Raw genomic sequence first — 19,494 nt, forward strand, 5'->3', positions numbered from 1 at the left:
TGATGCTGCCAAGTCTAGGGCCTGGGACCAAACCGCATGGTTGCCGGGAGGACGATGACCCCCACGGCCCGTCGTACTCCCGGCAAGCATCGAAAAAGGGGGATGGGCCGGTCGGTGATCCGCCCCATCCCCCAGCTACCGGCACCCGGGCGGAGCGCGCAACGCGCCACCGGACCCCCCTCCGCGCCCTGATGACTGGCACCGCTTGCGCCCGGTGGGTTGCCGACTGTGGGTTAAGCCTGCGTCACTCATCGGCACATCGCAACGTGAAAACGTGCAATTGCACGAACCTGCACGCCTCGGGAGTAGCCGGGAGTAGTCGGTGCAAGGAGCGGACAGGGGCCTGGGGCCGGGTTATCCTCGCGGCACGCCCGTGTCCTCCCTACGGAGCTCTCCGTCATGCGCAACGCATCGCCCGCAGCGTCCGACCCGCTGGAGACGCTGGGGCTCGACTCCGCCCAGTCCGCCCTCTACACCGCGGTGTTACGGCTGCACCGGGCCACGGTGACCGAGGTGGCCCAGGCCATGGACGGTCCGATCGACAAGGTGAGCAGACAGCTCGACGAGCTGGTCCGGCTGGGGGTGGTGGACGAGCAGTCGGGCGAGTATCTCGCCCGGCACCCCGCGGGCGCCCTCGGGCGGTTGATCGCCGAGCGCCTCGACCGGCTGGCCGAGGAGAGCCGGCGCATCGACTCGGCGCTCGGCTCGATCCGGGGGCTCATCCACGACTACGACGCCGGACGCGACTACCAGAGCGGGCCGTTCCCGGTCGAGCTGGCCAGCGGAGCGGACGTGCTCTACGAGAGCGTGGTCGGCATGGCCGTGCAGGCGCCGCCGATGCAACTGCTGACCGCGATTCCCGACGAGCGCACCATGGCCGACTTCGTGCGTAAGTTCGCCGATCCGTGGATCGACGCGCAGGAGCGCGACCTGCTGCGCGTGCACGCGATCATCCCGGTGTGCACGCTGTCGCTGCCCGGCGTACGCGAGCAGCTCACCCGGCTGCGGAAGGCCGGCGGCCAGGTCCGCACCCTCGATCGGGTGCCCAGCTGGTTCATGACCGCGGGGCCCGACGCCGCCGGGCTGCCCGCGCTGTGGGGCGGCAACCTGCCCGACCACGCGTACAACTTCTACCTGATCCGCACACCGATCGTGGTGGGCCTGCTGCGCTCGCTGTTCGAGGAGCTCTGGGCCAGAGCCGTGCCGCTGCCCTGGGACGGCGGGATCGACGGCGTGGTGCAGGTGCTCAGGCTGGCGGCGCAGGGCATGTGCGACGACTCGATCGCCCGTCAGCTCGGCCTGTCGGTGCGCACGGTGCGCGCCAGGTTCGCCGACGCCATGAGCGAGTTGGGGGCCCAATCACGCTTCCACGCAGGGGTGGAAGCCTCGCGCCGTGGATGGCTGGGCCAATAGCCACCGCTGAGGCCGCATCGGTCATATGGTGGGAAGGTGCTGGAAGACGTTCCCCGCGACCCGTTCGCGGACGACCCGAATGATCCTTCCGCTGCGCTGGGCGAGCTCGACGACGCGGAGCCACTGACCGCGACCGAGCGCGACGAGGCCATCACCGACCTCGCCGACGTGGAGGTCTTCCACTCCCTGCTCGAACCTCAGGGGGTGCTCGGTCTCGTGCTCGACTGCCCCGAATGCGGGGAGCAGCACTTCTTCGACTGGGAGCTGCTGCGCGGCAACCTTCGTCAGATGATCGACAAGGGCCGGCCGCAGGTGCACGAGCCGGCCTTCCAGCCCGACCCCGCTGACTACGTCAGCTGGGAGTACGCCAGAGGCTACGTCGACGGTGTCATCGACACCGAGGAACGCCGCTGACCGAGCTCCGCTAACTCCGCGAGCTCCGCGAGCCCGGTCACGTCCTCCAACAGGACGGCGAGCAGCCGGGCGGCGGGGTCGCCGCAGCCGGGAGGCTCACCGCGGGCGAGAGCGTCGAGTAGCGCGTCGCTCTCTTCCTCCGGCGTCAAGCCGACTCCAGCTCAGCCATCTGCCGCAACCTCGCCAGCGCCCGATGCTGGGCGACCCGGACCGCACCTGGTGACATGCCGAGTACATTACCGGTCTCCTCGGCCGACAGCCCGGACACCACCCGCATCAGCAGCAACTCGCGCTGCGTGTCCGGCAACCGGGCGAGCAGCCGGCGGGCGTACTCGACCTCGATGTAGCGGACGACGGTCTCCTCGGGCCCCGGCCCGTCGTCGGGCCCGTCGGGCAGATCCTGGGTCGGCACGGCGGAGCGGACCGAGCTCCGCAACGCGTCGGCCACCTTGTGCGAGGCGATCCCGAAGACGAATGACGCGAACGGCCGACCCATGTCGCGGTATCGGGGCAGCGCGGACAGGACCGCGATGCACACCTCTTGGGCGACGTCGTCGGCAATGTGATATTGCCCTGCCACCCTGCCCAATCTGGCGCGGCAATAGCGCACCACTCTCGGACGCAACTCACCGAGCAGGGATTCGATCGCACCGCGATCTCCCTGTACGGCGAGGCTCGTCAGTTCCCTTAGGTCGGAGTCATCCGTCCGTGCCGGAAGTCTCGACGCGAGCCTTACCCCAATTTTGGCGTCGGCGACGCTTCCCTCGCTCACGATAGGCATGATGCCCGCCCTGATCGGGCCTGTCGTCATCGCGAACGGCTACGGATTGGTCACATTGAAGCGACGATAACCGTTAGTAATCAATTGGCGACACTGAGCCTTTCGGGCTGGTGGAATATTTCATCCCATAACCCGAATGCGCGACATTCGTCAGAGGCCCAGACGCTTTGTCCCCATGTTGGGTTTACTCGAATAAGTCACTTTCCCACATCACCTGACCAAAGCACCATCTCCCTGGCGTTTCATCAGGTACTACGTCACACGCCATATATACGCCATCCCATGGTCGTTGGAAACAGGGCGAGCGCGAAAACACAGACGGCCCGCGCCCCGCGATGCGGGGGCGGGCCGTCTGTGGTCGGGAAGGGTCAGTGACCGTGGCCGTGGCCGTGGCCCTGACCGGCGGCCGGGGCCTCTTCCTCGGGCTTGTCCACCACGAGGACCTCGGTGGTGAGGAGCATGCCCGCGATCGAGGCCGCGTTCTGCACCGCCGAGCGGGTGACCTTGACCGGGTCGATGACGCCCTGCGCGAGCAGGTCGGTGTATTCGCCCGTCGCGGCGTTGAGGCCGTGACCGGCCGGCAGCTCGGCGACCTTGTGGGTGACCACGTAGCCTTCGAGACCGGCGTTCTCGGCGATCCAGCGGGCCGGCTCGACCAGCGCGCGGCGAACGACGCCGACGCCCGTGGCCTCGTCGCCCGTCAGACCCAGGTCGTCGATCTCGGCGGCGACGTGGATCAGCGCGGAGCCACCACCGGAGACGATGCCCTCCTCGATCGCGGCCCGCGTAGCGGAGATCGCGTCCTCGAGACGGTGCTTCTTCTCCTTGAGCTCCACCTCGGTGGCGGCGCCGACGCGCAGCACGCACACACCGCCCGCGAGCTTGGCCAGACGCTCCTGCAGCTTCTCGCGGTCCCAGTCGGAGTCGGACTGCTCGATGGCAATCTTGATCTCCTTGACGCGGTCCTCGATGGCCTGCGCGTCACCGGCGCCGTCGACGACGGTCGTGGCGTCCTTGGTGACCACGATGCGGCGGGCCTGGCCGAGCACCTCGAGACCGACGTTCTCGAGCTTGAGGCCGACCTCCTCGCTGACGACCTGGCCGCCGGTGAGGATGGCCATGTCCTGCAGCATCGCCTTGCGACGGTCACCGAAGCCGGGCGCCTTGACGGCGACCGAGGTGAACGTGCCGCGGATCTTGTTGGTGACGAGCACCGCCAGGGCCTCGCCCTCGACGTCCTCGGCGACCACGAGCAGCGGCTTCTTGGTCTGCGCGACCTTCTCGAGCAGCGGCAGGAAGTCGGCGATCGAGGCGATCTTGCCCTGCGTGAGCAGGATGTAGGCGTCCTCCAGGACGGCCTCCATCCGCTCGGGGTCGGTCACCATGTAGGCCGAAAGGTAGCCCTTGTCGAACTGCAGGCCCTCGGTGAACTCGAGCTCCATGCCCATGGCGTTGGACTCTTCGACGGTGAGGACACCGTCCTTGCCCACCTTGTCGAACGCCTCGGCGATCAGGTCGCCGATCTTGGCGTCCTGGGCGGAGATCGTCGCCACATTGGCGATCTCCTTCTTGTCCTCGACCGGACGGGCGCTGGCGAGCAGCTTGTCGCTGACCTCCTTGGCCGCCTTGTCGATGCCGCGCTTGAGCGACAGCGGCGAGGCGCCGGCCGCCACGTTGCGCAGGCCCTCGCGGACCATGGCCTGGGCCAGGACGGTCGCGGTGGTGGTGCCGTCACCAGCGATGTCGTTGGTCTTGGTGGCCACCTCCTTGGCGAGCTGGGCGCCGAGGTTCTCGTAGCGCTCCTCCAGCTCGATCTCACGAGCGATGGTCACGCCGTCGTTCGTGATCGTCGGAGCACCGAACTTCTTGTCGATGACGACGTTGCGGCCACGCGGGCCGAGGGTAACCTTCACGGCATCCGCGAGGGCGTTCACGCCACGCTCAAGCGCGCGCCGGGCGTCCTCGTCGAACTCCAGGATCTTCGCCATTTTGCTGAAAGTCCTCTCCTGGTGTCGAAGGCCCCGGCCGCCGCGTGTCAGATCGACAGCGTGCGTCCGGGGCCCGACACAACCGGCTTACTTCTCGATGATCGCGAGAACGTCGCGGGCGGAGAGCACGAGGTACTCCTCGCCGCCGTACTTGACCTCGGTGCCGCCGTACTTGCTGTAGAGGACGATGTCGCCCTCGCTGACGTCAAGCGGAATCCGCTTGTCGCCGTCCTCATCCCAGTTGCCCGGGCCCACCGCGAGGACCTTGCCCTCCTGCGGCTTCTCCTTGGCGGTGTCAGGGATGACCAGGCCGGAAGCGGTGGTCTGCTCGGCCTCAAGCGGCTGCACCACAATGCGGTCGCCGAGCGGCTTAACGGGAACCTTGGTGGCGGTCGTCACGATCGGACCTCCCCTTCAGATTTGAATGATCTAGAAGAGGCGACCAGCGGGGCCTGCCGTCGCGGGTGTCAGACCTGCCTCGTCGCACATTGGCACTCTCAAGGGGAGAGTGCCAATGGGAAACATATGCAAGAGGGGCTTGACAGTCAACACGAACGCGTCTGCTCAGAGCGATCAGGCGCAAACCTTGACGTCCGCGTCGCCCACTCTGTCACCTGTCGCGCCCCGCGCCGTCCCGGTCCCGGCGGCGACGCGCTAACGTCGTCAGACGTGGACCTCGACGCCTTCAACGAGCTGCTGACACCTCGCGGCATCCGCGCGCTGGCCGAGGCTGAGGCGCTCCGGGCGGCCGGCCCGGTGGCCGCGGCGACGAGGCTGCGCAGGTCCTACGACGCGGCGCTCACCTCGGCCGCGCTCACCCAGGCAGAGCTGCGGGAGCGGGCCAGGGAGAAGTTCGGCCCCGACGCCGGGGTCATGTATTTCACACCGCACGGCCTGGAGCAGTCCACCCGCCAACAGGTCGCCCGCCACCGCGCCCACCGGCTCACCGCGTGCGAGCCCCACCGGCCGCGGGTGCTCGACGTCTGCTGCGGCATCGGGGGCGACACCATCGCGCTGGCCCGCGCCGGCTGCCACGTGGACGCGGTGGACGCCGATCCCCTGACCGCCGCCGTGGCGAGGGCCAACGTCGAGGCGCTCGGGCTCGGCGAGCGGGTGACCGTCAGGACGGCCGACGCCGCCACGGTGTCGCCGGAGGGCTACGACGTGCTGTTCGCCGACCCGGCCCGCCGCACCTCCCGTGGCCGCACGTTCGACCCCATGGCCTACTCCCCTCCGTGGCCGGTCGTGCTCGACCTCGTCTCCAGGGCTCCCCGTGCCTGTCTCAAGGTCGCGCCCGGCATCCCCTACGCGTTCATCCCGGCCGACGCCGAAGCCGAGTGGGTGTCGTACAAGGGCGAGGTGAAGGAGGTCTCGCTCTGGACGGGCGCCCACTGGCCCGGCGGCGAGGACGAGCAGCCGGGGCCGGGGGCCGCCCCGGCGGGCGGTCCGGTCGAGGTGCCGGCCGACGGGCCGGCCGAGGGGCCGCGCGTGCGGCGGGCCACGCTGCTGCCCGGAGGGCAGAGCCTGACCGCCACCGGCGCGCGCGCCCTCACCGGCCCCGTCGGCCGCTACCTCTACGAGCCCGACGGCGCGGCCATCCGCGCGCACCTCGTCGGCGAGGTGGCGGAGCTGGTCGCCGGGCGGCTGCCCGACCCGATGATCGCCTACATCACGGGCGACGTGCCGATGGACACCCCATGGGCGGCGAGGTACGAGGTCCAGGATGTGCTGGCGTTCTCCCTGAAACGCCTCCGCTCCACCCTTCGCGAGCGGCAGATCGGAAATGTCACGATCAAAAAGCGCGCTTCGGCCATCGATATCGAACGCCTCCGGGCGGATTTGCGCCTTTCGGGAGACAAGTCAGCGGTAATCATCCTGACCCGAATCATGGATAAGCCTTCGGTCCTGATTTGCCACCCGTCACCACCTGCGTAAATGACAAACAAGGGCGTTCAACCGATAACCACGACGTTTCACTTCGCTCCTGACGGACCTTGATCGAAAGACTAAGGTGGGCGGGCGGGAGTTCTCCCCCTGTAGCGGTTTACCGCGTTCTCCTTCTTTCATCTGCAAACCGGACCTACCCACCGCTGCGCGGCAGACCGTCGGCGAGCGAAGGAGCTTTCGGTGGATCATTCCAACCACACCACCCTTCTGCAGGCAGGCGGCCATACCCCCATTTCCGACAGAATGCGGGACCTGCTGGCCCGCGCCGCGCAGGATCACGTGTACGAACAGCGCACCCAGGGAGCGGTGCTCGACGAGATCCGCCAGCGGCTCGAAGGCATGGAGTGGCTGCTGCGCGAGGTGCGCGAGCGGGAGCTCGGCGGGTTGAGCGGCACCCTGGAGACCGTCAGCGGGCGGCTCGACGACATCACCGCCAAGCCGCCGATGTGGGCAGAGGGCCTCGCCCAGCACGTCGAGGCGGTGCGTGACCACGTCGACGCGGTGGGCGAGCAGGTGGGATCGGTCGACGCCCGGGTCGAGTCGGTGAGCCGGCACGTCGCCCCGGTGGGCGACCTGCCCGGCCTCTGGGCCGACCTCGGCACCATCGGCATCGGGGTCGAGGAGGCCCTCAACCGGCTCCAGTCGGTGCTCGACCGGGGCGACGGCATCGTCAGCCGGATGGGCGAGTTCGCCGGCAAGCTGAGCCAGCTCAACTCCAGCATGGAGATGGCCGCCAGCCGCTTCACGCGGCTCGACAAGTCGCTCGCCGAGTTGACCGCGCGCACCGACCGCATCGAGGGCGCGGTGACCGGCCTGTCCGAGGGCCTCGACGACAAGCTCGCCGCCGTCGCCGAGCCTCTCGCCGCCCAGGTCGACGTCGCCGCCGGTCGGCTGGCCGCCTCCGAGCAGCACCTGTCCGGCCGCCTGGCGGCGGTCGAGGAGCACGTCACCGGTCTCCTCGAAGACACCGGGCAACAGCTCACGACCCACCTCGACGCCTGCGAGCAGCGCCTGTCCGTACGCCTCGACGGCGTCGAGGGGCGGCTCGGCGCGACCGGCGAGCGGCTGGCCGCGGTCGACGGCCGGCTGGGCCGGCACGACGGCCGCTTCGACGCCCTCACCGGCCTGGTCACCACGCTCGACGGCCGGGTCGCCGCCGTCGACCAGCACCTGAGCGACACCGCGACGCGCAACGAGGGCCGCTTCAACCACGTCGACAACCACCTGGAGTCCCTCGACGAGCGCCTCAACGAGATCGAGGAGCACGTGACGACCCGCTTCGACGGCGTCGACAGCGCCGTCGCCGGCCGCTTCAACACGGTCGACGCCAAGCTGGCCGCCGGGTTCGAGCGCGTCGCCGGTCGTTTCGAGAGCGTCGACAGCACGGTGACCGCCCGCTTCGAGGCCGTCGACACCGGCCTGGCCGCCCGCATCGCCTCCGTCGACTCCACCATCGCGGCCCGGCTCGACATGGTCGACACCAAGCTGGCCGCCCGGCTCGACACGGTCGACTCCGACCTCGCCGCCCGCATCGACACCGTGGCCAACCGGCTCAACAGGGTCGACACCAACGTCGCGGCCCGGCTCGACACCGCCGACACCAACCTGGCGGCCGGCATCGACGCCGTGACCGCCCAGCTCGACACGGTCGACGCCAGGCTGACCGCGCGGCTCGACAGCGTCGACGCCGATCTCGCGGCCCGGCTCGACACGGTCGACACCAACGTGGCCGCGCGCCTCGACACCGTGGACACCCACCTGTCCACCCGCATCGACTCCGTCGACAACAACGTCGCGGCCCGTTTCGACACCGCCGACGGCAACCTGGCGGCCCGGCTCAACAAGGTCGACACCCACCTCGCGACCCGGCTCGACGCCGTCGACACCCGGCTGCACGCGCGCTTCGACGGCGTCGACGTCCACCTGACCGACCTCGCCGCCCGCGCCGAGCAGGCCGGAGAGCAGCTCGAGACCGTCGACGACCGCGTCGAGGCCGTCAATCAGCGGGTGCAGCGGCTGCCCGGCACGTCCGACATCGGTGACCGGATCAGCCAGTTGCTCGCCACCGAGGCGACCGCCCAGGTCGAGCGCCTCGCCGTGGCGGCGGCGACGCTCACCGAGATCGTCCAGACCCGTCCCGACCGTGACGAGCTCGCTCAGACCGTCACCGGCATCGTCGAGCCGGCCACCACCGATCTCACCAAGCGCCTCGGCGCCTTGGAGGAGACCATGCTGGCGCTCGCCGAGGCTCTGCTCCGGCCGACTCGCAAGGAGTGACCGCGCGTGAGGTCCCGCGCCGCACAGCGGGACCTCACCCCCCTTCAGGTGGTCACACGTGGACGGTCGTGATGGGCATCGAGGAGTCGGCCGGGATGCCCAGCGTCGACGGTGTGACCCCGGCCGCCACCAGGTCGGAGCCCAGGGCGGCGACCATGGCGCCGTTGTCGGTGCACAGCCCCGGCCGGGGCACCCGCAGCCGCACGCCCGCGGCGTCGCATCGCTCGCGGGCCAGGGCGCGCAGCCGCGAGTTGGCCGCGACGCCGCCGCCGATCAGCAGATCGTGCACGTCGTACTTACGGCACGCCTGGAGCGCCTTGCGGGTCAGCACGTCGACCACGGCCTCCTGGAACGACGCGGCCACGTCGGGCACGTGGATGGTCTCGCCGGCCGCCTGACGCGCCTCCACCCAGCGGGCCACGGCCGTCTTGAGGCCGGAGAAGGAGAAGTCGAGCGTGCCGTCGTCGAGCTTGCCCCGGGGAAAGGCGACGGCGGTGCCGGACCCCGAGGTGGCGGCCCGGTCGATGTGCGGGCCGCCGGGGAACGGCAGCCCGAGCACCCGCGCGACCTTGTCGAAAGCCTCGCCGGCGGCGTCGTCGACGGTGGAGCCGAGCGAGATCACGTCCTGGGCCACGTCGGGCACCAGCAGCAGCGAGGAGTGGCCGCCGGACACCAGCATCGCGATGCACGGCTTGGGCAGCGGGCCGTGTTCGAGCTGGTCCACGGCGACGTGGGCGGCCAGATGGTTGACGCCGTAGAGCGGCACCCCGAGCCCGAGCGAGTAGGCCTTGGCCGCGGCCACGCCGACGAGCAGCGCCCCGGCGAGCCCCGGACCGGCGGTCACGGCGATCGCGTCGATGTCGGAGAAGGCGACTCCCGCCTTCGCCAGCGCCGCCTCGACGGTCGGCGTCATCGCCTCCAGGTGAGCCCGCGAGGCCACCTCCGGCACCACGCCGCCGAAGCGGGCGTGCTCGTCCATGCTGGACGCGATCGTGTCGGCCAGCAGGGTGTGGCCCCTGACGAGTCCGATGCCGGTCTCGTCGCAGGAGGTCTCGATGCCGAGGACCAGGGGTGCGTCAGCCATCCAGCTTCCTTCTCATCATGATCGCGTCGGTGCCGTCGTCGTAGTAGCGGCGGCGCAGGCCGATCTCCTCGAACCCGAAGCGCTCGTACACGCCGCGGGCCCGCGGGTTGTCGGAGCGGACCTCCAGGAAGATCTCCCGTGCTCCCCGCCTGCGGGCCTCGGCCAGCAGCTCGGCCAGCATGGCGCCGCCGACGCCGGTGCCCTGGTGGGACTCCAGCACCGCGATGGTCTGCACGTCGGCCTGGTCGGCCGCGGCGGCCAGGCCCGCATAGCCGACGATCACGTCGTCGACCACGGCCACCACGTAGTGGCGGGTGCGCGGCTGGTCGCCCAGCTCGCCCCGCATCATGCCCTCGCTCCACGCGTCGAACGGGAACGTGGCGCGCTCGATCGCCATGACCGTCGGCAGGTCGGCCTCGGTCATCTGCCGGAGTCTCACGCGGTCACCCGCTTGGGCGCGCCCGGCACCACCGCGTCGGGCCGCCGCAGGTAGATCGGGCGCGGCGGGTCGAGCGGAACACCCGCCTCGATGCGTTCGGCCGCCAGCGCGGCCAGCGCACCGGCGTAGGGGTAGAGCGGGCCGCTGGACCCGCCCAGCACGTCGGGGTAGAGGTCGGCGCCGGCCCCCACCACCGGCGCGCCTGCCAGGGGGACGTCGGCGGGCCGGTCGACGAACGGGCCGTCGGCCCTCGTGCGCAGGTCGGAGTAGCGGGCCCAGAACACCTCCTTGCGCCGCGCGTCGGTGGCGACCAGGAACGGCCCGGTCAGCCCGCTGCCGTAGGCGACGGCGTCGAGGGTGCAGACGCCGTAGGCCGGGACTCCCGCCGTGACGGCCAGCCCCTGGGCGGTCATCAGCCCGACGCGCAGGCCGGTGTAGGGGCCGGGGCCACTGCCCGCGACGATGGCCGTGACGTCGCCGAGCGAGGCCCCGGCCTCGCGCAGGACGATCTCGATGGTGGGAGCGAGCAACTCACCGTGGCGCCGAGCGTCGATCGTCGTCGACTCGGCGAGCACCTGACGGCCGTCGTGGAGCGCGGCGGTGACGGCGGGAGTCGCGGTATCAAAAGCCAGGACCAGCACGACTGTTTAGCCTACCCGCCGGACGGGTCACACCCAGCCGGTGCGCTGTTTCAGCCACTCGAGCGCGACCACGCCCTGAGCCCGCTGGAACGCCCTGACCGTCGGCAGGCCCGGCGGATCGGGCAGGCGGCCGTGGCGGACCATGAAGCCCGCGATCGCGGCGACCACGGCGGTGACGGCGGGATCGGGGTCTGGCAGGAGCTCGTGCGGCTGCGGGCCGCCCTGCATGCCGACCGACGGCAGCATGGCCACCCGGTCGAACCAGGCCACGCCCACGCACGCCCACGGCCAGTCGACGACGTAGACGCGGTCGCCGGTGAGCAGCAGGTTGTCGGCCCGCAGGTCGGCGTGGACCAGGGTGTCGCCGGTCGCCGCCTCCGGCCAGCCCGACTCCAGGTCGGCCAGGGCGGCGAGGTGACGCAGCGCCCACGGGTCGAGCCCGGTGGTGTCCTCGGTGAGCAGGTCGCGCCAGCCGCGGAAGGCGTCGGCGTAGCGCCGTGCGATGGTCGGCGCGCTGATCGGGGCCGGGGTGAGCGCGGCGGACATCCGCTCCACGGCGCCGAGCACCAGGTCCAGCTCGTCGCGCCGCCACGGCAGGGCCGGGTGGCGGCCGTCGATGTCCTCGAAGACCAGGGTCACCCATCCGTCGAGATCGAAGCTCGTCAGCAGCCGCGGGGCCGGCACGGAGACCGGCAGGGCGGCGGCGATCTCGGCCTCGGAGCGGTAGATGCGGACGCTGTCGGGGTTGGGCTCGGGGCCGACGGCCTTGACGAAGGCGCGCCGCCCGCCGGCGGTGCGCACCCGCACCGCCGCGGCGGGCGAGAAGCCGCCCGTCTGGGTGACCGCCTCGGCCACGGGTCCGCCGAGGAACTCCTCGACCGCCTCGCGGACGGCCGGATGGATCTCTGGCCAGGGCACCCGCACGCCGGACGCGGGTGGATGGGAGTCGACGTTCATGCCAACCATCCTGCGGGTGACCGCAACCGGATTTAGGCTTTGGACGCGTAGACGATCACGTTGTCGAGGTACTCGCCCTTGGCGTAGTCGAACGTCCCGCCGCAGGTGACCAGTTTGAGGCCGTCGTCGACGTACACCCGTTTGAGCGGGAAGTTGTCCTTGTGCACCTGCTGGACCGAGTCCACCTTGTACGTGGCGACCTTGCCGTCGCTGCGCTTGACCTTGACGATCTCGCCCTTGCGTACCCGCTTGAGCTTGTAGAAGACGGCGGGGGCGGTCTTGGTGTCGACGTGGCCGACGATCACCGAGGCGCCCTTCTCGCCGGGCACCACGCTGCCGGTGAACCATCCGGCCATCGCGGGCTTCTCGTACGGAGGCAGTTCGACCTCGCCGTCCTTGCTCAGCCCGAGCTTCATCAGCGGCGCCTCGACGTCGATCGAGGGGATGTCGATGCTCTCGGGCACCACGCTCGCGGCGGGCTGGGTGCCGATCTGGAGGTTCTTGCCGAACATGACGAGCAACAGCCCGGTGGCGGCCCCCGCGAGGACCACCCCTCCCTTGCGGGCCATGGTCAGGCCCGGCGGCGCTTGATCGCTATCCCCGCGCCCGCGGCCAGGACGAGCGCCAGCCCCGCGCCGATCGGCCCGAGCGGCAGGGTCGAGTCGTCCTCGGCCTCCTTGCCGAACATGCCGCCACCACCCGCCCGGGGCGCCTTGGTGGGCACGCCGGTGGGCACGTCGGCCCTGACCACCCGGAGCGTGGCCTTGCCGGTGTCGTTGGTGCCGTCGCACTTGACGTCGACCGTGTAGGAGCCGCGTTTGACGGTGCCGGAGACCTGCGCCTCGCCGCGCACCCATGGCCCGGTGGCCTGACGGCCGGTCGCGGCGGGTGTGGCCAGCGCGTCGGTGGTGGGGTTGAGCGTGACGCCGCTGACGAACGCCTTGGAGGTGGCGGTGCCGGTGTGGGCGGGACCGCCGGTGGGGACGGGGCAGTTGGCCAGGATCCACACCTTCGAGGTCTCGCCCGCGGTGACCCTGTCGGGGTTGACCTGCACGTTGATGGCCGGTCGGGTGACCGTGGAGGTGGGGGTCGCGGTGGCGGCGGGGTCGGTGACCGTGGTGGTCGGGGTGGGAGTGGGGGTCGGTGTCGTCTCCGCCTCCGCCGAACATCCCATCGCGCCGATCACGAGGATGGCACCCGCGTACGCGACTCGTCTTGCCCTGAGCACCAGCGCACCCCACTTCGCCGTCCTGCACCAAGCATCCACCAAATTTGCGGATGCTGCCCCTCCTGATACCCAGAATTTCTGGGCGAATCCATGACCAATGATCATGATTGATGGCATTGGCCGAATACGTCAAGGGTGACAGCATTGCCCGGGGTGGGCGCGGGTTTTACTCTTCGGGGCGATCAGACGGCGTGTCGGCCCAGCGGGAGCCGACGCCCCGAAGCGTCACGGTGCGCGCCTCGTCGCCGGTCTCGCGGTCGATGTGGATCTCCAGGCGGTCGTCGGACAGGCCCTCGACCAGCCCCTCGCCCCACTCGACGACGGTCACCGAATCCTCCAGCGAGGCGTCGAGGTCGAGGTCGTCGACCTCGAGGTCGCCGCCGAGCCGGTAGGCGTCGACGTGGACGAGCGGCGGGCCCTGGCACAGCGACGGGTGCACCCGGGCGATCACGAACGTGGGCGAGGTGATCGGGCCGCGCACCTTGAGGCCCTCGGCGATGCCCTGCACGAGCGTGGTCTTGCCGGCGCCGAGCGGCCCCGACAGGACGACCAGGTCGCCGGGGCGCAGCCGGGCGGCCAGGCGCGCGCCGTAGGAGCGCATGTCTTCGGCGGTCGCGAGCCGCTCCGCGTTCACCACACGACCTCCGTCGAATGCGCCGACGGGCGGCGCTGCCCGTCCACTACAGCTCCACCCGCTTGATCAGCTCGCGCAGCGCGTCGTTGACCGGGCCCGGACGCTCCAGCTGGATCAGGTGGGAGGTGCCGGGCACCTCGGTCAACCGGGCCCTGGGCAGCGCGGCCGCGATGGCCCGGCTGTGCTCGGGCGGGGTCAGCCAGTCTTTGTCGCCGACCACGATCGCGGTGGGCACCGGGTCGATGACGTGCAGCGCCGACAGCTTGTCGTGGTTCATCAGCGCGGGGTAGAAGTCGGCGACCACCTCGGTCGGCGTCGCCCTGATCATCGTCTCGGCGAAGTCGACCAGGGTCGGGCTGACGTTGCGCGAGTCACCGAAACCCATGTGACGGGTGACGAGGAAGGCGATGTCGCTGCCCGCGTGGCGGGTGCGGTCGACCAGCGAGCCCCTCTTGCCGAGCATGGAGACCGTCGTCGGGGCGACCTTGTGGACGGCCTTGGACACCAGGGCCGGCAGGCCCAGCGTGAGCTCGGCCAGCTTGCCCGCCGAGGTCGCGATCAGCGCCACGCCCCGGATCCGGTCGCCGAACAGCTCGGGGTGGCGGTCGGCCAGCGCCATGATCGTCATGCCGCCCATGGAGTGGCCGACCAGCACGCACGGGCCGGGCACGAACTCCTTGACCACCTCGGCCAGGTCGTCGCCCAGCCGGTCGATCGTGCTGTCATCGGCGGTCCCCCGCTGGGAGCGGCCGTGGGAGCGCTGGTCCCACAGCACCATGCGGTGCGTGCCGCGCAGGTCACGGCGCTGGTAGTGCCACGACTCGAGGTTGAGGCAGTAGCCGTGGCAGAACACGATCGTCAGCGGCGCGTCCTCGGGCCCGTCGACCTCGACGTGCAGGGCCGTGCCGTCGGAGGTGGTGAGCGTGTGCTCCCTGCCGCGCAACTCGCCGAACGGCTCGCCGGCCTCCAGATCGGGCCGCAGCCTGATCCGGCCCACCGCGAGGCGTTTGGCCAGCGCCGCCGCGGCGACACCCGCAGATGCGGCGCCGACGATCGCACCCGCGACCCCGACCCTGCGCCGTGTTGTCGTCGTCATGTCCCCGACTCCTTGTACACCCGCGGCACCCGCGCACCGATCCTGGTCACGATCTCATGCGTGATCGTGCCGAGGGTATCCGCCCACTCCTGAGCGGTGGGCTCCCCCTCCGCACCGGGACCGAACAGGATGACCTCGTCCCCCGCGTCCAGCGGATCGTCGCCCAAGTCGATCATGAACTGGTCCATGCAGACCCGTCCGGTCACCGTCCTGCGCCGCCCCCCTGCCAGCACCTCGGCCCGTCCGGTGGCATGCCGGAGGATACCGTCGGCGTAGCCGAGCGGGACCAGGCCGAGCGTGGTCTCGCGATCCGTGACGTGGAGATGCCCGTAGGACACTCCGGCCCCCTCCGGCACCCGCTTGGCCAGCGCGATGCGCGCCACCAGCGTCATCGCCTGCCGGAGGCCGAAGTCGCCCAGCTCAGGGATCGGGCTGAGCCCGTACATCGCGATGCCCGACCTGACCATGTCGTAGCGGGCCCGCGGCAACGTCACGATCGCGGCGGAGTTGGCCATGTGCCTGATGACGTGGGACCCGCCCGCGCCCGCCTGGTCGGCCAGTTTGAGCGCCGTCTCGAACGCGTCGATCTGCAGGTCGATGGAGGGATGGCCGGGAATGTCGGAGCAGGCGAAGTGGGTCCACAGCCCGACGATCTCGATGACGCCCTCGGCCCGCAGCGCCAGCGCGCGGTGCAGCAGCCCCGGCCAGGCGGCCAGCGGCGAGCCGCCCCTGCTCATGCCGGTGTCGGCCTCCAGATGCATCCGGGCCGTGACCCCGGTGCGCCGGGCGCCGGCGGCGATCTCGTCGAGCAGCGGCTCGTCGGAGGCGGACAGCTCGATGCCGGCCCGCAGCGCGTCGTCGACCGGCTCACCCGGGGTGATGATCCACGACAGCAGCGGCGCGGTGACGCCGGCCTCGCGCAGGGCGAGCGCCTCCCGGATGAAGGCGGTGCCGAGCCGGTCCACGCCGGCCCGTAGAGCGGCCTCGGAGGTGGGCACCAGCCCGTGGCCGTAGGCGTCGGCCTTGACGGCGGCCATCAGCTCGGCGCCGCCCGCGTGCTCCTTGAGCAGCGCCACGTTGTGCCTGATCGCGGCCAGGTCGACCCGCGCCTCCGCGGGCGTGGCCATCGGGTAGTGCACCATCTCTCCAGTCTGGCAGCTCCCTCACGTGGTCGAGCGCGGTTCGCCCCTCACGGTACGGATCGCCGAGGGGATCTCCGCCACCACGTCCGCCGCCGTCAGCGGCGCCCCGTGGGCGGCGATCCGACCGGCCAGCCCGTGCAGGTAGGCGCCGCACGAGCCGGCCTCGTAGCAGCCGAGCCCCTGGGCGAGCAGCGCCCCCGCCACGCCGGACAGCACGTCGCCGGTGCCTCCCGTGGCCAGCCACGAGGTGCCGGTGCGGTTGACGCGGGCCGGCCGGTGCTGCTCGGCGACGACCGTGGTGGACCCCTTGAGCAGCACGGTCACGCCCAGCTCCGTCGCGGCCCGGTGGGCGTGCTCCAGCCTGGCGGCCTCGATCTGGTCGCGGTCGGCCCGCGTCAGCCGCGCCAGCTCGCCCGCGTGCGGGGTGATCAGCACCGGCGCCGTACGGCGGAGCAGGCTCCGGTCCCGGGCGACCAGGGTCAGCGCGTCGGCGTCGATCAGCACGGGCACGTCGCTGGCGAGGACGCTCCTGGCCAGCTCGTGAGCCCAGTCGTCGGTGCCCAGGCCGGGCCCGAGGACCCAGGCCTGAACCCTGCCGACCTCGCCGATCGAGGGCCGGTCGAGCTCCGTGATGACGGCCTCGGGCCAGTGCGCGCGGACCTGCCCGACCGGTGCGCTCTGCCCGGCGTAGCGCACCATGCCCGCCCCCGCCCGCAGCGCACCGCCGACGGTCAGCACGGCGGCTCCGGTGTACTGGACACTGCCCGCGGCGACGCCGAGCACGCCCCGGCGGTATTTGTCGGACTCGTTCGACGGGCGGGGCAGCAACTCCGCCACGTCCTCGGGGGTGAGCACCACCACGTCGGGATCCGGCAGGTAGGGGCCGAGCCCGATGTCGACCAGCTCGACCACCCCGGCGTGAGCCGCGCCGGGATCGACGAGCAGCCCCGCCTTGTAGGCGCCCATCGTCACGGTCACCTGGGCCTCGATGGCCGTGCCCGGCACCCGGCCGGTGCTCGCGTCGACCCCGCTGGGCACGTCGACCGCGACCACGGGGACGGGCGCGGCGTTGACGGCCCGGACCAGGCCGGCGTAGGGCTCGCGCAGCGCCCCCGTCACCCCGATGCCCACCAGTCCGTCGAGCACGAGGTCAACGAAAGAAAGGTCGGCGCGGTCGACCGCCTCGGGGCCGACGACCCGGCCACCGGCCAGCCGGAACGCCTCCAGCCCCGCCTCGTGGGTCCTGGTGCCGGCCAGGATCGCCTCCACCCTGGCCCCCCGCCTCGCCAGCAGCATCCCCGCGTAGAGGGCGTCGCCGCCGTTGTCGCCGCTCCCGACGAGGAGCAGCACGCGGGAGCCGTACACCATGGGGAGCAGGGCGGCGCTGACGGTGGCGAGCCCGGAGGCGGCGCGCCGCATGAGCGACCCCTCGGGCAGCCGCGCCATCAGCACGTGTTCGGCGGCTCTGATCTGGTCGGCGGTGTAGGCGGTGCGCATGATCCGAAGCTATCCCTCGGCGATCACGTAGGCCACGGCCACGCCCGCGTCGTGGCTCAGCGAAATGTGCCACCGCTTGACGCCGAGGCCGTGGGCGATGTCGGCGGCCTTGCCCGTGACCTTGACCTCGGGCTTCCCGGAGTCGCCGGAGCGCACCTCGGCCTCCAGGTGGCCGACCCCCCGGGGCGCGCCGAGCGCCTTGGCCACGGCCTCCTTGGCGGCGAACCTGGCGGCCAGCGAGTGCACGGGGAGCGGCCGCTCCGCCTCGGTGAACACCCGCTCGCGCAGCCTGGGGGTGCGCTCCAGCGCCGCCTCGAACCGCGCGATGTCGACGATGTCCACTCCGATGCCCAGGATCATCTCCCCAGGCTAACCTCGCTCAGAACGCGCCCCGCTGCCATGGACCCCAGATCGCGAACGACATGCCCTGACGGGACTGGATGTTCGCGTAGAGGGTGTGGCCCCCCGGGCCGAAGGTCGACCCGGCGAACTCCGCGCCGGCGTCGCCGGAGATGGGCGCCAGCCGGCAGAAGTCGAAGATCTCACCCTGCCGGCTGAGCCCGCGCAGGTAGTTGTCGCCGTCGCCGTCCTCGCAGAGCACGAGGGTGCCCCGCGGGCTGACCGTCACGTTGTCGGGCAGGTCGAGCATCGACGCGCGCGGCGACTCGTAGACGAGCTTGAGCCGGCCGCTCGCCGTCTCGTAGGCCCACACCTGGCCGTGCCCCTTGCCGAACCCGTCGGGCACCGGGGCGTCGGGCACGGGGGCGCCGCCCTGCGTGGAGACGAAGTAGACGGTGCCCTGGTGGTGGATCGCGCCCTCCAGCCGGGAGAAGATCGCGGCTCCCTTGGCCCGCCCCTGCCTGCCCACCGCCTGGACGGCCTCGTCGTTGGACGGCTTGCCGGTGAAGGTGGGGTCGGGGTCGTCGATGTCGACCCAGGTGGTCGGGTAGACGGCGCCCGGTCGCTGCCCCGCGGACAGGTCCTGGCGCGGCGAGCCCTTCACGGCGAGCATCTGCAGCCTGCCGCCGTCGAGGAGGCGCCCGGCCTTGACCGGGTTCGCCGGAGGCAGGTAGCGGTAGAAGCCCGAGGCGAACCTGAAACAGTCCTCGGTCAGGTAGAGCGCCCCGGAGGCGGGGTCGAAGGCGGCCGACTCGTGGGCGAACCGGCCCGCCGACCTGATCGGCTTGGCCGTCGCGGCGCCGAGCACCGGCACCTCGAAGATGTAGCCGTGTCTGCGGGCCAGTCTGGAGTTGTCGCCACCGGAGTGGTCGTCGCCCACGTCGGGCCCGTTGACCGTCTCCTCGCAGGTCACCCAACTCTTCCACGGCATGGGGCCGCCGGAGCAGTTCATCATGGTGCCGGTGAGCGACGGGCCGCTCCGCATCACCTCGCCGTAGCGGGTGACCCGCAGCGTCGAGGTGCCGCCCCCGGCCATCCTGTCGTAGGCCTTGCCCTTGTCGCCGAACGCCCCGACGGGGCCGTTGACCTCGTGGTTGCGTACGAGGTAGGCGGTGCCGCGCGGGGCGGCGAACGCGGCCATCCCGTCGTGCCTGCCGGGCACGGCCGAGCCGTCGGAGAACTTCTCGCCCGCCGCGCTGAACGACCGGTAGGCGAACCCGTCGGGCAGGTGCAGCCTGACCTTGCCGTCACGCAGGTCGGCCACGGGACGCAACGGCCCGTAGCCGCGCACCGGCTTGGCCTCGCCCCGCTCGCCCGCGCAGGCGACTCCGGCGAACGGCCCGGCGATGCCCGCGGCCATCGTCATGGTGGCTCTGGTGAGAAAGCGACGGCGGTCCATGGCAGCCTCCAACGATGCTCGTCAAGAACAGTAACCCCCCAGAACTCGCCGCTTGACCGGTTCGGTGAGATCACGAACCGCCGGTTTCCCGAACTGATTCTCGGTTTACCCACAAGCTCGTCCACAGCCTGTGGACAACGACCCGACCGAAGGCCGAC

Annotated in this window: 20 protein-coding genes; 4 read left to right on the forward strand and 16 right to left on the reverse strand. The window is 71.2% G+C overall.

Features of this window, described 5'->3' with window-relative positions; genetic code table 11:
• The first annotated feature begins 399 nt into the window (after window positions 1-399).
• Window positions 400-1,413 carry a helix-turn-helix transcriptional regulator gene (locus IEY82_RS23365; RefSeq protein WP_189126340.1) on the forward strand — a complete coding sequence of 338 codons (1,014 nt, stop codon included), beginning with the start codon at window positions 400-402 and terminating at the stop codon, window positions 1,411-1,413.
• A 36-nt stretch (window positions 1,414-1,449) separates the two neighbouring features.
• Window positions 1,450-1,827: a DUF5319 domain-containing protein gene (locus IEY82_RS23370; protein ID WP_189126341.1), complete on the forward strand. Its 378-nt coding sequence runs from the start codon at window positions 1,450-1,452 to the stop codon at window positions 1,825-1,827.
• On the opposite strand, the gene IEY82_RS23375 is transcribed toward IEY82_RS23370, so the two are convergent.
• From IEY82_RS23375 to groES, 4 genes are all read right to left on the reverse strand, one after another.
• The gene (locus IEY82_RS23375; RefSeq protein WP_189126342.1) at window positions 1,788-1,976 is read right to left on the reverse strand and encodes a hypothetical protein; all 189 of its coding nucleotides are present in this window, start codon (window positions 1,974-1,976) and stop codon (window positions 1,788-1,790) included. The two genes, IEY82_RS23370 and IEY82_RS23375, sit on opposite strands and share 40 nt — an antisense overlap.
• Window positions 1,973-2,608 (reverse strand): sigma-70 family RNA polymerase sigma factor, encoded by a 636-nt coding sequence (locus IEY82_RS23380; RefSeq protein WP_189126343.1) that lies wholly within the window; start codon window positions 2,606-2,608, stop codon window positions 1,973-1,975. Before IEY82_RS23380 ends, IEY82_RS23375 begins: the two co-directional genes overlap by 4 nt.
• A gap of 368 nt (window positions 2,609-2,976) precedes the next feature.
• On the reverse strand, window positions 2,977-4,596 hold the full coding sequence (gene groL / locus IEY82_RS23385; RefSeq protein WP_189126344.1) for a chaperonin GroEL: 1,620 nt from the start codon (window positions 4,594-4,596) through the stop codon (window positions 2,977-2,979).
• Window positions 4,597-4,683: 87 nt separating this feature from the next.
• Entirely contained in the window at window positions 4,684-4,995 is a 312-nt protein-coding gene (groES, locus tag IEY82_RS23390) for a co-chaperone GroES (protein ID WP_043623565.1), read from the reverse strand.
• Between the two features lie 270 nt (window positions 4,996-5,265).
• Here groES and IEY82_RS23395 point away from each other — a divergent pair, with 270 nt between their 5' ends.
• Window positions 5,266-6,531, forward strand: coding sequence for a class I SAM-dependent methyltransferase (locus IEY82_RS23395; protein ID WP_225263605.1), 1,266 nt, complete (start codon window positions 5,266-5,268; stop codon window positions 6,529-6,531).
• 192 nt (window positions 6,532-6,723) lie between these two features.
• Window positions 6,724-8,820 (forward strand): apolipoprotein A-IV repeat region-like domain-containing protein, encoded by a 2,097-nt coding sequence (locus IEY82_RS23400; RefSeq protein WP_189126346.1) that lies wholly within the window; start codon window positions 6,724-6,726, stop codon window positions 8,818-8,820.
• Between the two features lie 52 nt (window positions 8,821-8,872).
• Here IEY82_RS23400 and tsaD read toward each other — a convergent pair whose 3' ends face one another.
• The 12 genes from tsaD to IEY82_RS23460 form a co-directional block, all read right to left on the reverse strand.
• On the reverse strand, window positions 8,873-9,904 hold the full coding sequence (gene tsaD, locus IEY82_RS23405) for a tRNA (adenosine(37)-N6)-threonylcarbamoyltransferase complex transferase subunit TsaD (RefSeq protein WP_189126347.1): 1,032 nt from the start codon (window positions 9,902-9,904) through the stop codon (window positions 8,873-8,875).
• Window positions 9,897-10,328, reverse strand: a complete 432-nt coding sequence (gene rimI / locus IEY82_RS23410) for a ribosomal protein S18-alanine N-acetyltransferase (RefSeq protein ID WP_229697658.1) — start codon at window positions 10,326-10,328, stop codon at window positions 9,897-9,899. Before rimI ends, tsaD begins: the two co-directional genes overlap by 8 nt.
• 11 nt (window positions 10,329-10,339) lie before the next feature.
• Entirely contained in the window at window positions 10,340-10,984 is a 645-nt protein-coding gene (tsaB, locus tag IEY82_RS23415) for a tRNA (adenosine(37)-N6)-threonylcarbamoyltransferase complex dimerization subunit type 1 TsaB (protein ID WP_189126349.1), read from the reverse strand.
• A gap of 27 nt (window positions 10,985-11,011) precedes the next feature.
• A complete protein-coding gene (locus IEY82_RS23420) occupies window positions 11,012-11,941 on the reverse strand; it encodes an aminoglycoside phosphotransferase family protein (RefSeq protein ID WP_189126350.1) in 930 nt (309 codons plus the stop codon).
• Window positions 11,942-11,973: 32 nt separating this feature from the next.
• On the reverse strand, window positions 11,974-12,510 hold the full coding sequence (locus IEY82_RS23425; protein ID WP_225263603.1) for a class F sortase: 537 nt from the start codon (window positions 12,508-12,510) through the stop codon (window positions 11,974-11,976).
• A 2-nt stretch (window positions 12,511-12,512) separates the two neighbouring features.
• On the reverse strand, window positions 12,513-13,169 hold the full coding sequence (locus tag IEY82_RS23430) for a hypothetical protein (RefSeq protein WP_189126351.1): 657 nt from the start codon (window positions 13,167-13,169) through the stop codon (window positions 12,513-12,515).
• 166 nt (window positions 13,170-13,335) lie between these two features.
• Complete coding sequence (gene tsaE / locus IEY82_RS23435; RefSeq protein WP_268241133.1) at window positions 13,336-13,806, reverse strand: tRNA (adenosine(37)-N6)-threonylcarbamoyltransferase complex ATPase subunit type 1 TsaE; 471 nt, start codon at window positions 13,804-13,806, stop codon at window positions 13,336-13,338.
• Between the two features lie 43 nt (window positions 13,807-13,849).
• On the reverse strand, window positions 13,850-14,899 hold the full coding sequence (locus IEY82_RS23440) for an alpha/beta fold hydrolase (RefSeq protein ID WP_189126352.1): 1,050 nt from the start codon (window positions 14,897-14,899) through the stop codon (window positions 13,850-13,852).
• Window positions 14,896-16,026, reverse strand: a complete 1,131-nt coding sequence (gene alr, locus IEY82_RS23445; RefSeq protein WP_189126411.1) for an alanine racemase — start codon at window positions 16,024-16,026, stop codon at window positions 14,896-14,898. Before alr ends, IEY82_RS23440 begins: the two co-directional genes overlap by 4 nt.
• Before the next feature lie 36 nt (window positions 16,027-16,062).
• Entirely contained in the window at window positions 16,063-17,538 is a 1,476-nt protein-coding gene (locus IEY82_RS23450) for an NAD(P)H-hydrate dehydratase (protein ID WP_189126353.1), read from the reverse strand.
• Between the two features lie 9 nt (window positions 17,539-17,547).
• Window positions 17,548-17,898 (reverse strand): holo-ACP synthase, encoded by a 351-nt coding sequence (locus IEY82_RS23455; RefSeq protein ID WP_189126354.1) that lies wholly within the window; start codon window positions 17,896-17,898, stop codon window positions 17,548-17,550.
• 19 nt (window positions 17,899-17,917) lie between these two features.
• A complete protein-coding gene (locus IEY82_RS23460) occupies window positions 17,918-19,336 on the reverse strand; it encodes a PhoX family protein (protein ID WP_189126355.1) in 1,419 nt (472 codons plus the stop codon).
• Between the last annotated feature and the right edge of the window lie 158 nt (window positions 19,337-19,494).

Origin of the sequence: Nonomuraea cavernae (assembly GCF_014646355.1) — a bacterium.
Taxonomy (GTDB): Bacteria; Actinomycetota; Actinomycetes; order Streptosporangiales; family Streptosporangiaceae; genus Nonomuraea; species Nonomuraea cavernae.

Excerpts from the sequence above, each read along its gene's own strand:
- IEY82_RS23365 (WP_189126340.1), top strand. The coding sequence starts at position 400 with ATGCGCAACGCATCGCCCGCAGCGTCCGACCCGCTGGAGACGCTGGGG.
- IEY82_RS23380 (WP_189126343.1), bottom strand. The coding sequence starts at position 2,608 with ATGCCTATCGTGAGCGAGGGAAGCGTCGCCGACGCCAAAATTGGGGTA.
- groL (WP_189126344.1), bottom strand. The coding sequence starts at position 4,596 with ATGGCGAAGATCCTGGAGTTCGACGAGGACGCCCGGCGCGCGCTTGAG.
- tsaD (WP_189126347.1), bottom strand. The coding sequence starts at position 9,904 with ATGGCTGACGCACCCCTGGTCCTCGGCATCGAGACCTCCTGCGACGAG.
- rimI (WP_229697658.1), bottom strand. The coding sequence starts at position 10,328 with ATGACCGAGGCCGACCTGCCGACGGTCATGGCGATCGAGCGCGCCACG.
- IEY82_RS23420 (WP_189126350.1), bottom strand. The coding sequence starts at position 11,941 with ATGAACGTCGACTCCCATCCACCCGCGTCCGGCGTGCGGGTGCCCTGG.
- IEY82_RS23425 (WP_225263603.1), bottom strand. The coding sequence starts at position 12,510 with ATGGCCCGCAAGGGAGGGGTGGTCCTCGCGGGGGCCGCCACCGGGCTG.
- IEY82_RS23440 (WP_189126352.1), bottom strand. The coding sequence starts at position 14,899 with ATGACGACGACAACACGGCGCAGGGTCGGGGTCGCGGGTGCGATCGTC.
- alr (WP_189126411.1), bottom strand. The coding sequence starts at position 16,026 with ATGGCCACGCCCGCGGAGGCGCGGGTCGACCTGGCCGCGATCAGGCAC.
- IEY82_RS23450 (WP_189126353.1), bottom strand. The coding sequence starts at position 17,538 with ATGCGCACCGCCTACACCGCCGACCAGATCAGAGCCGCCGAACACGTG.
- IEY82_RS23455 (WP_189126354.1), bottom strand. The coding sequence starts at position 17,898 with ATGATCCTGGGCATCGGAGTGGACATCGTCGACATCGCGCGGTTCGAG.
- IEY82_RS23460 (WP_189126355.1), bottom strand. The coding sequence starts at position 19,336 with ATGGACCGCCGTCGCTTTCTCACCAGAGCCACCATGACGATGGCCGCG.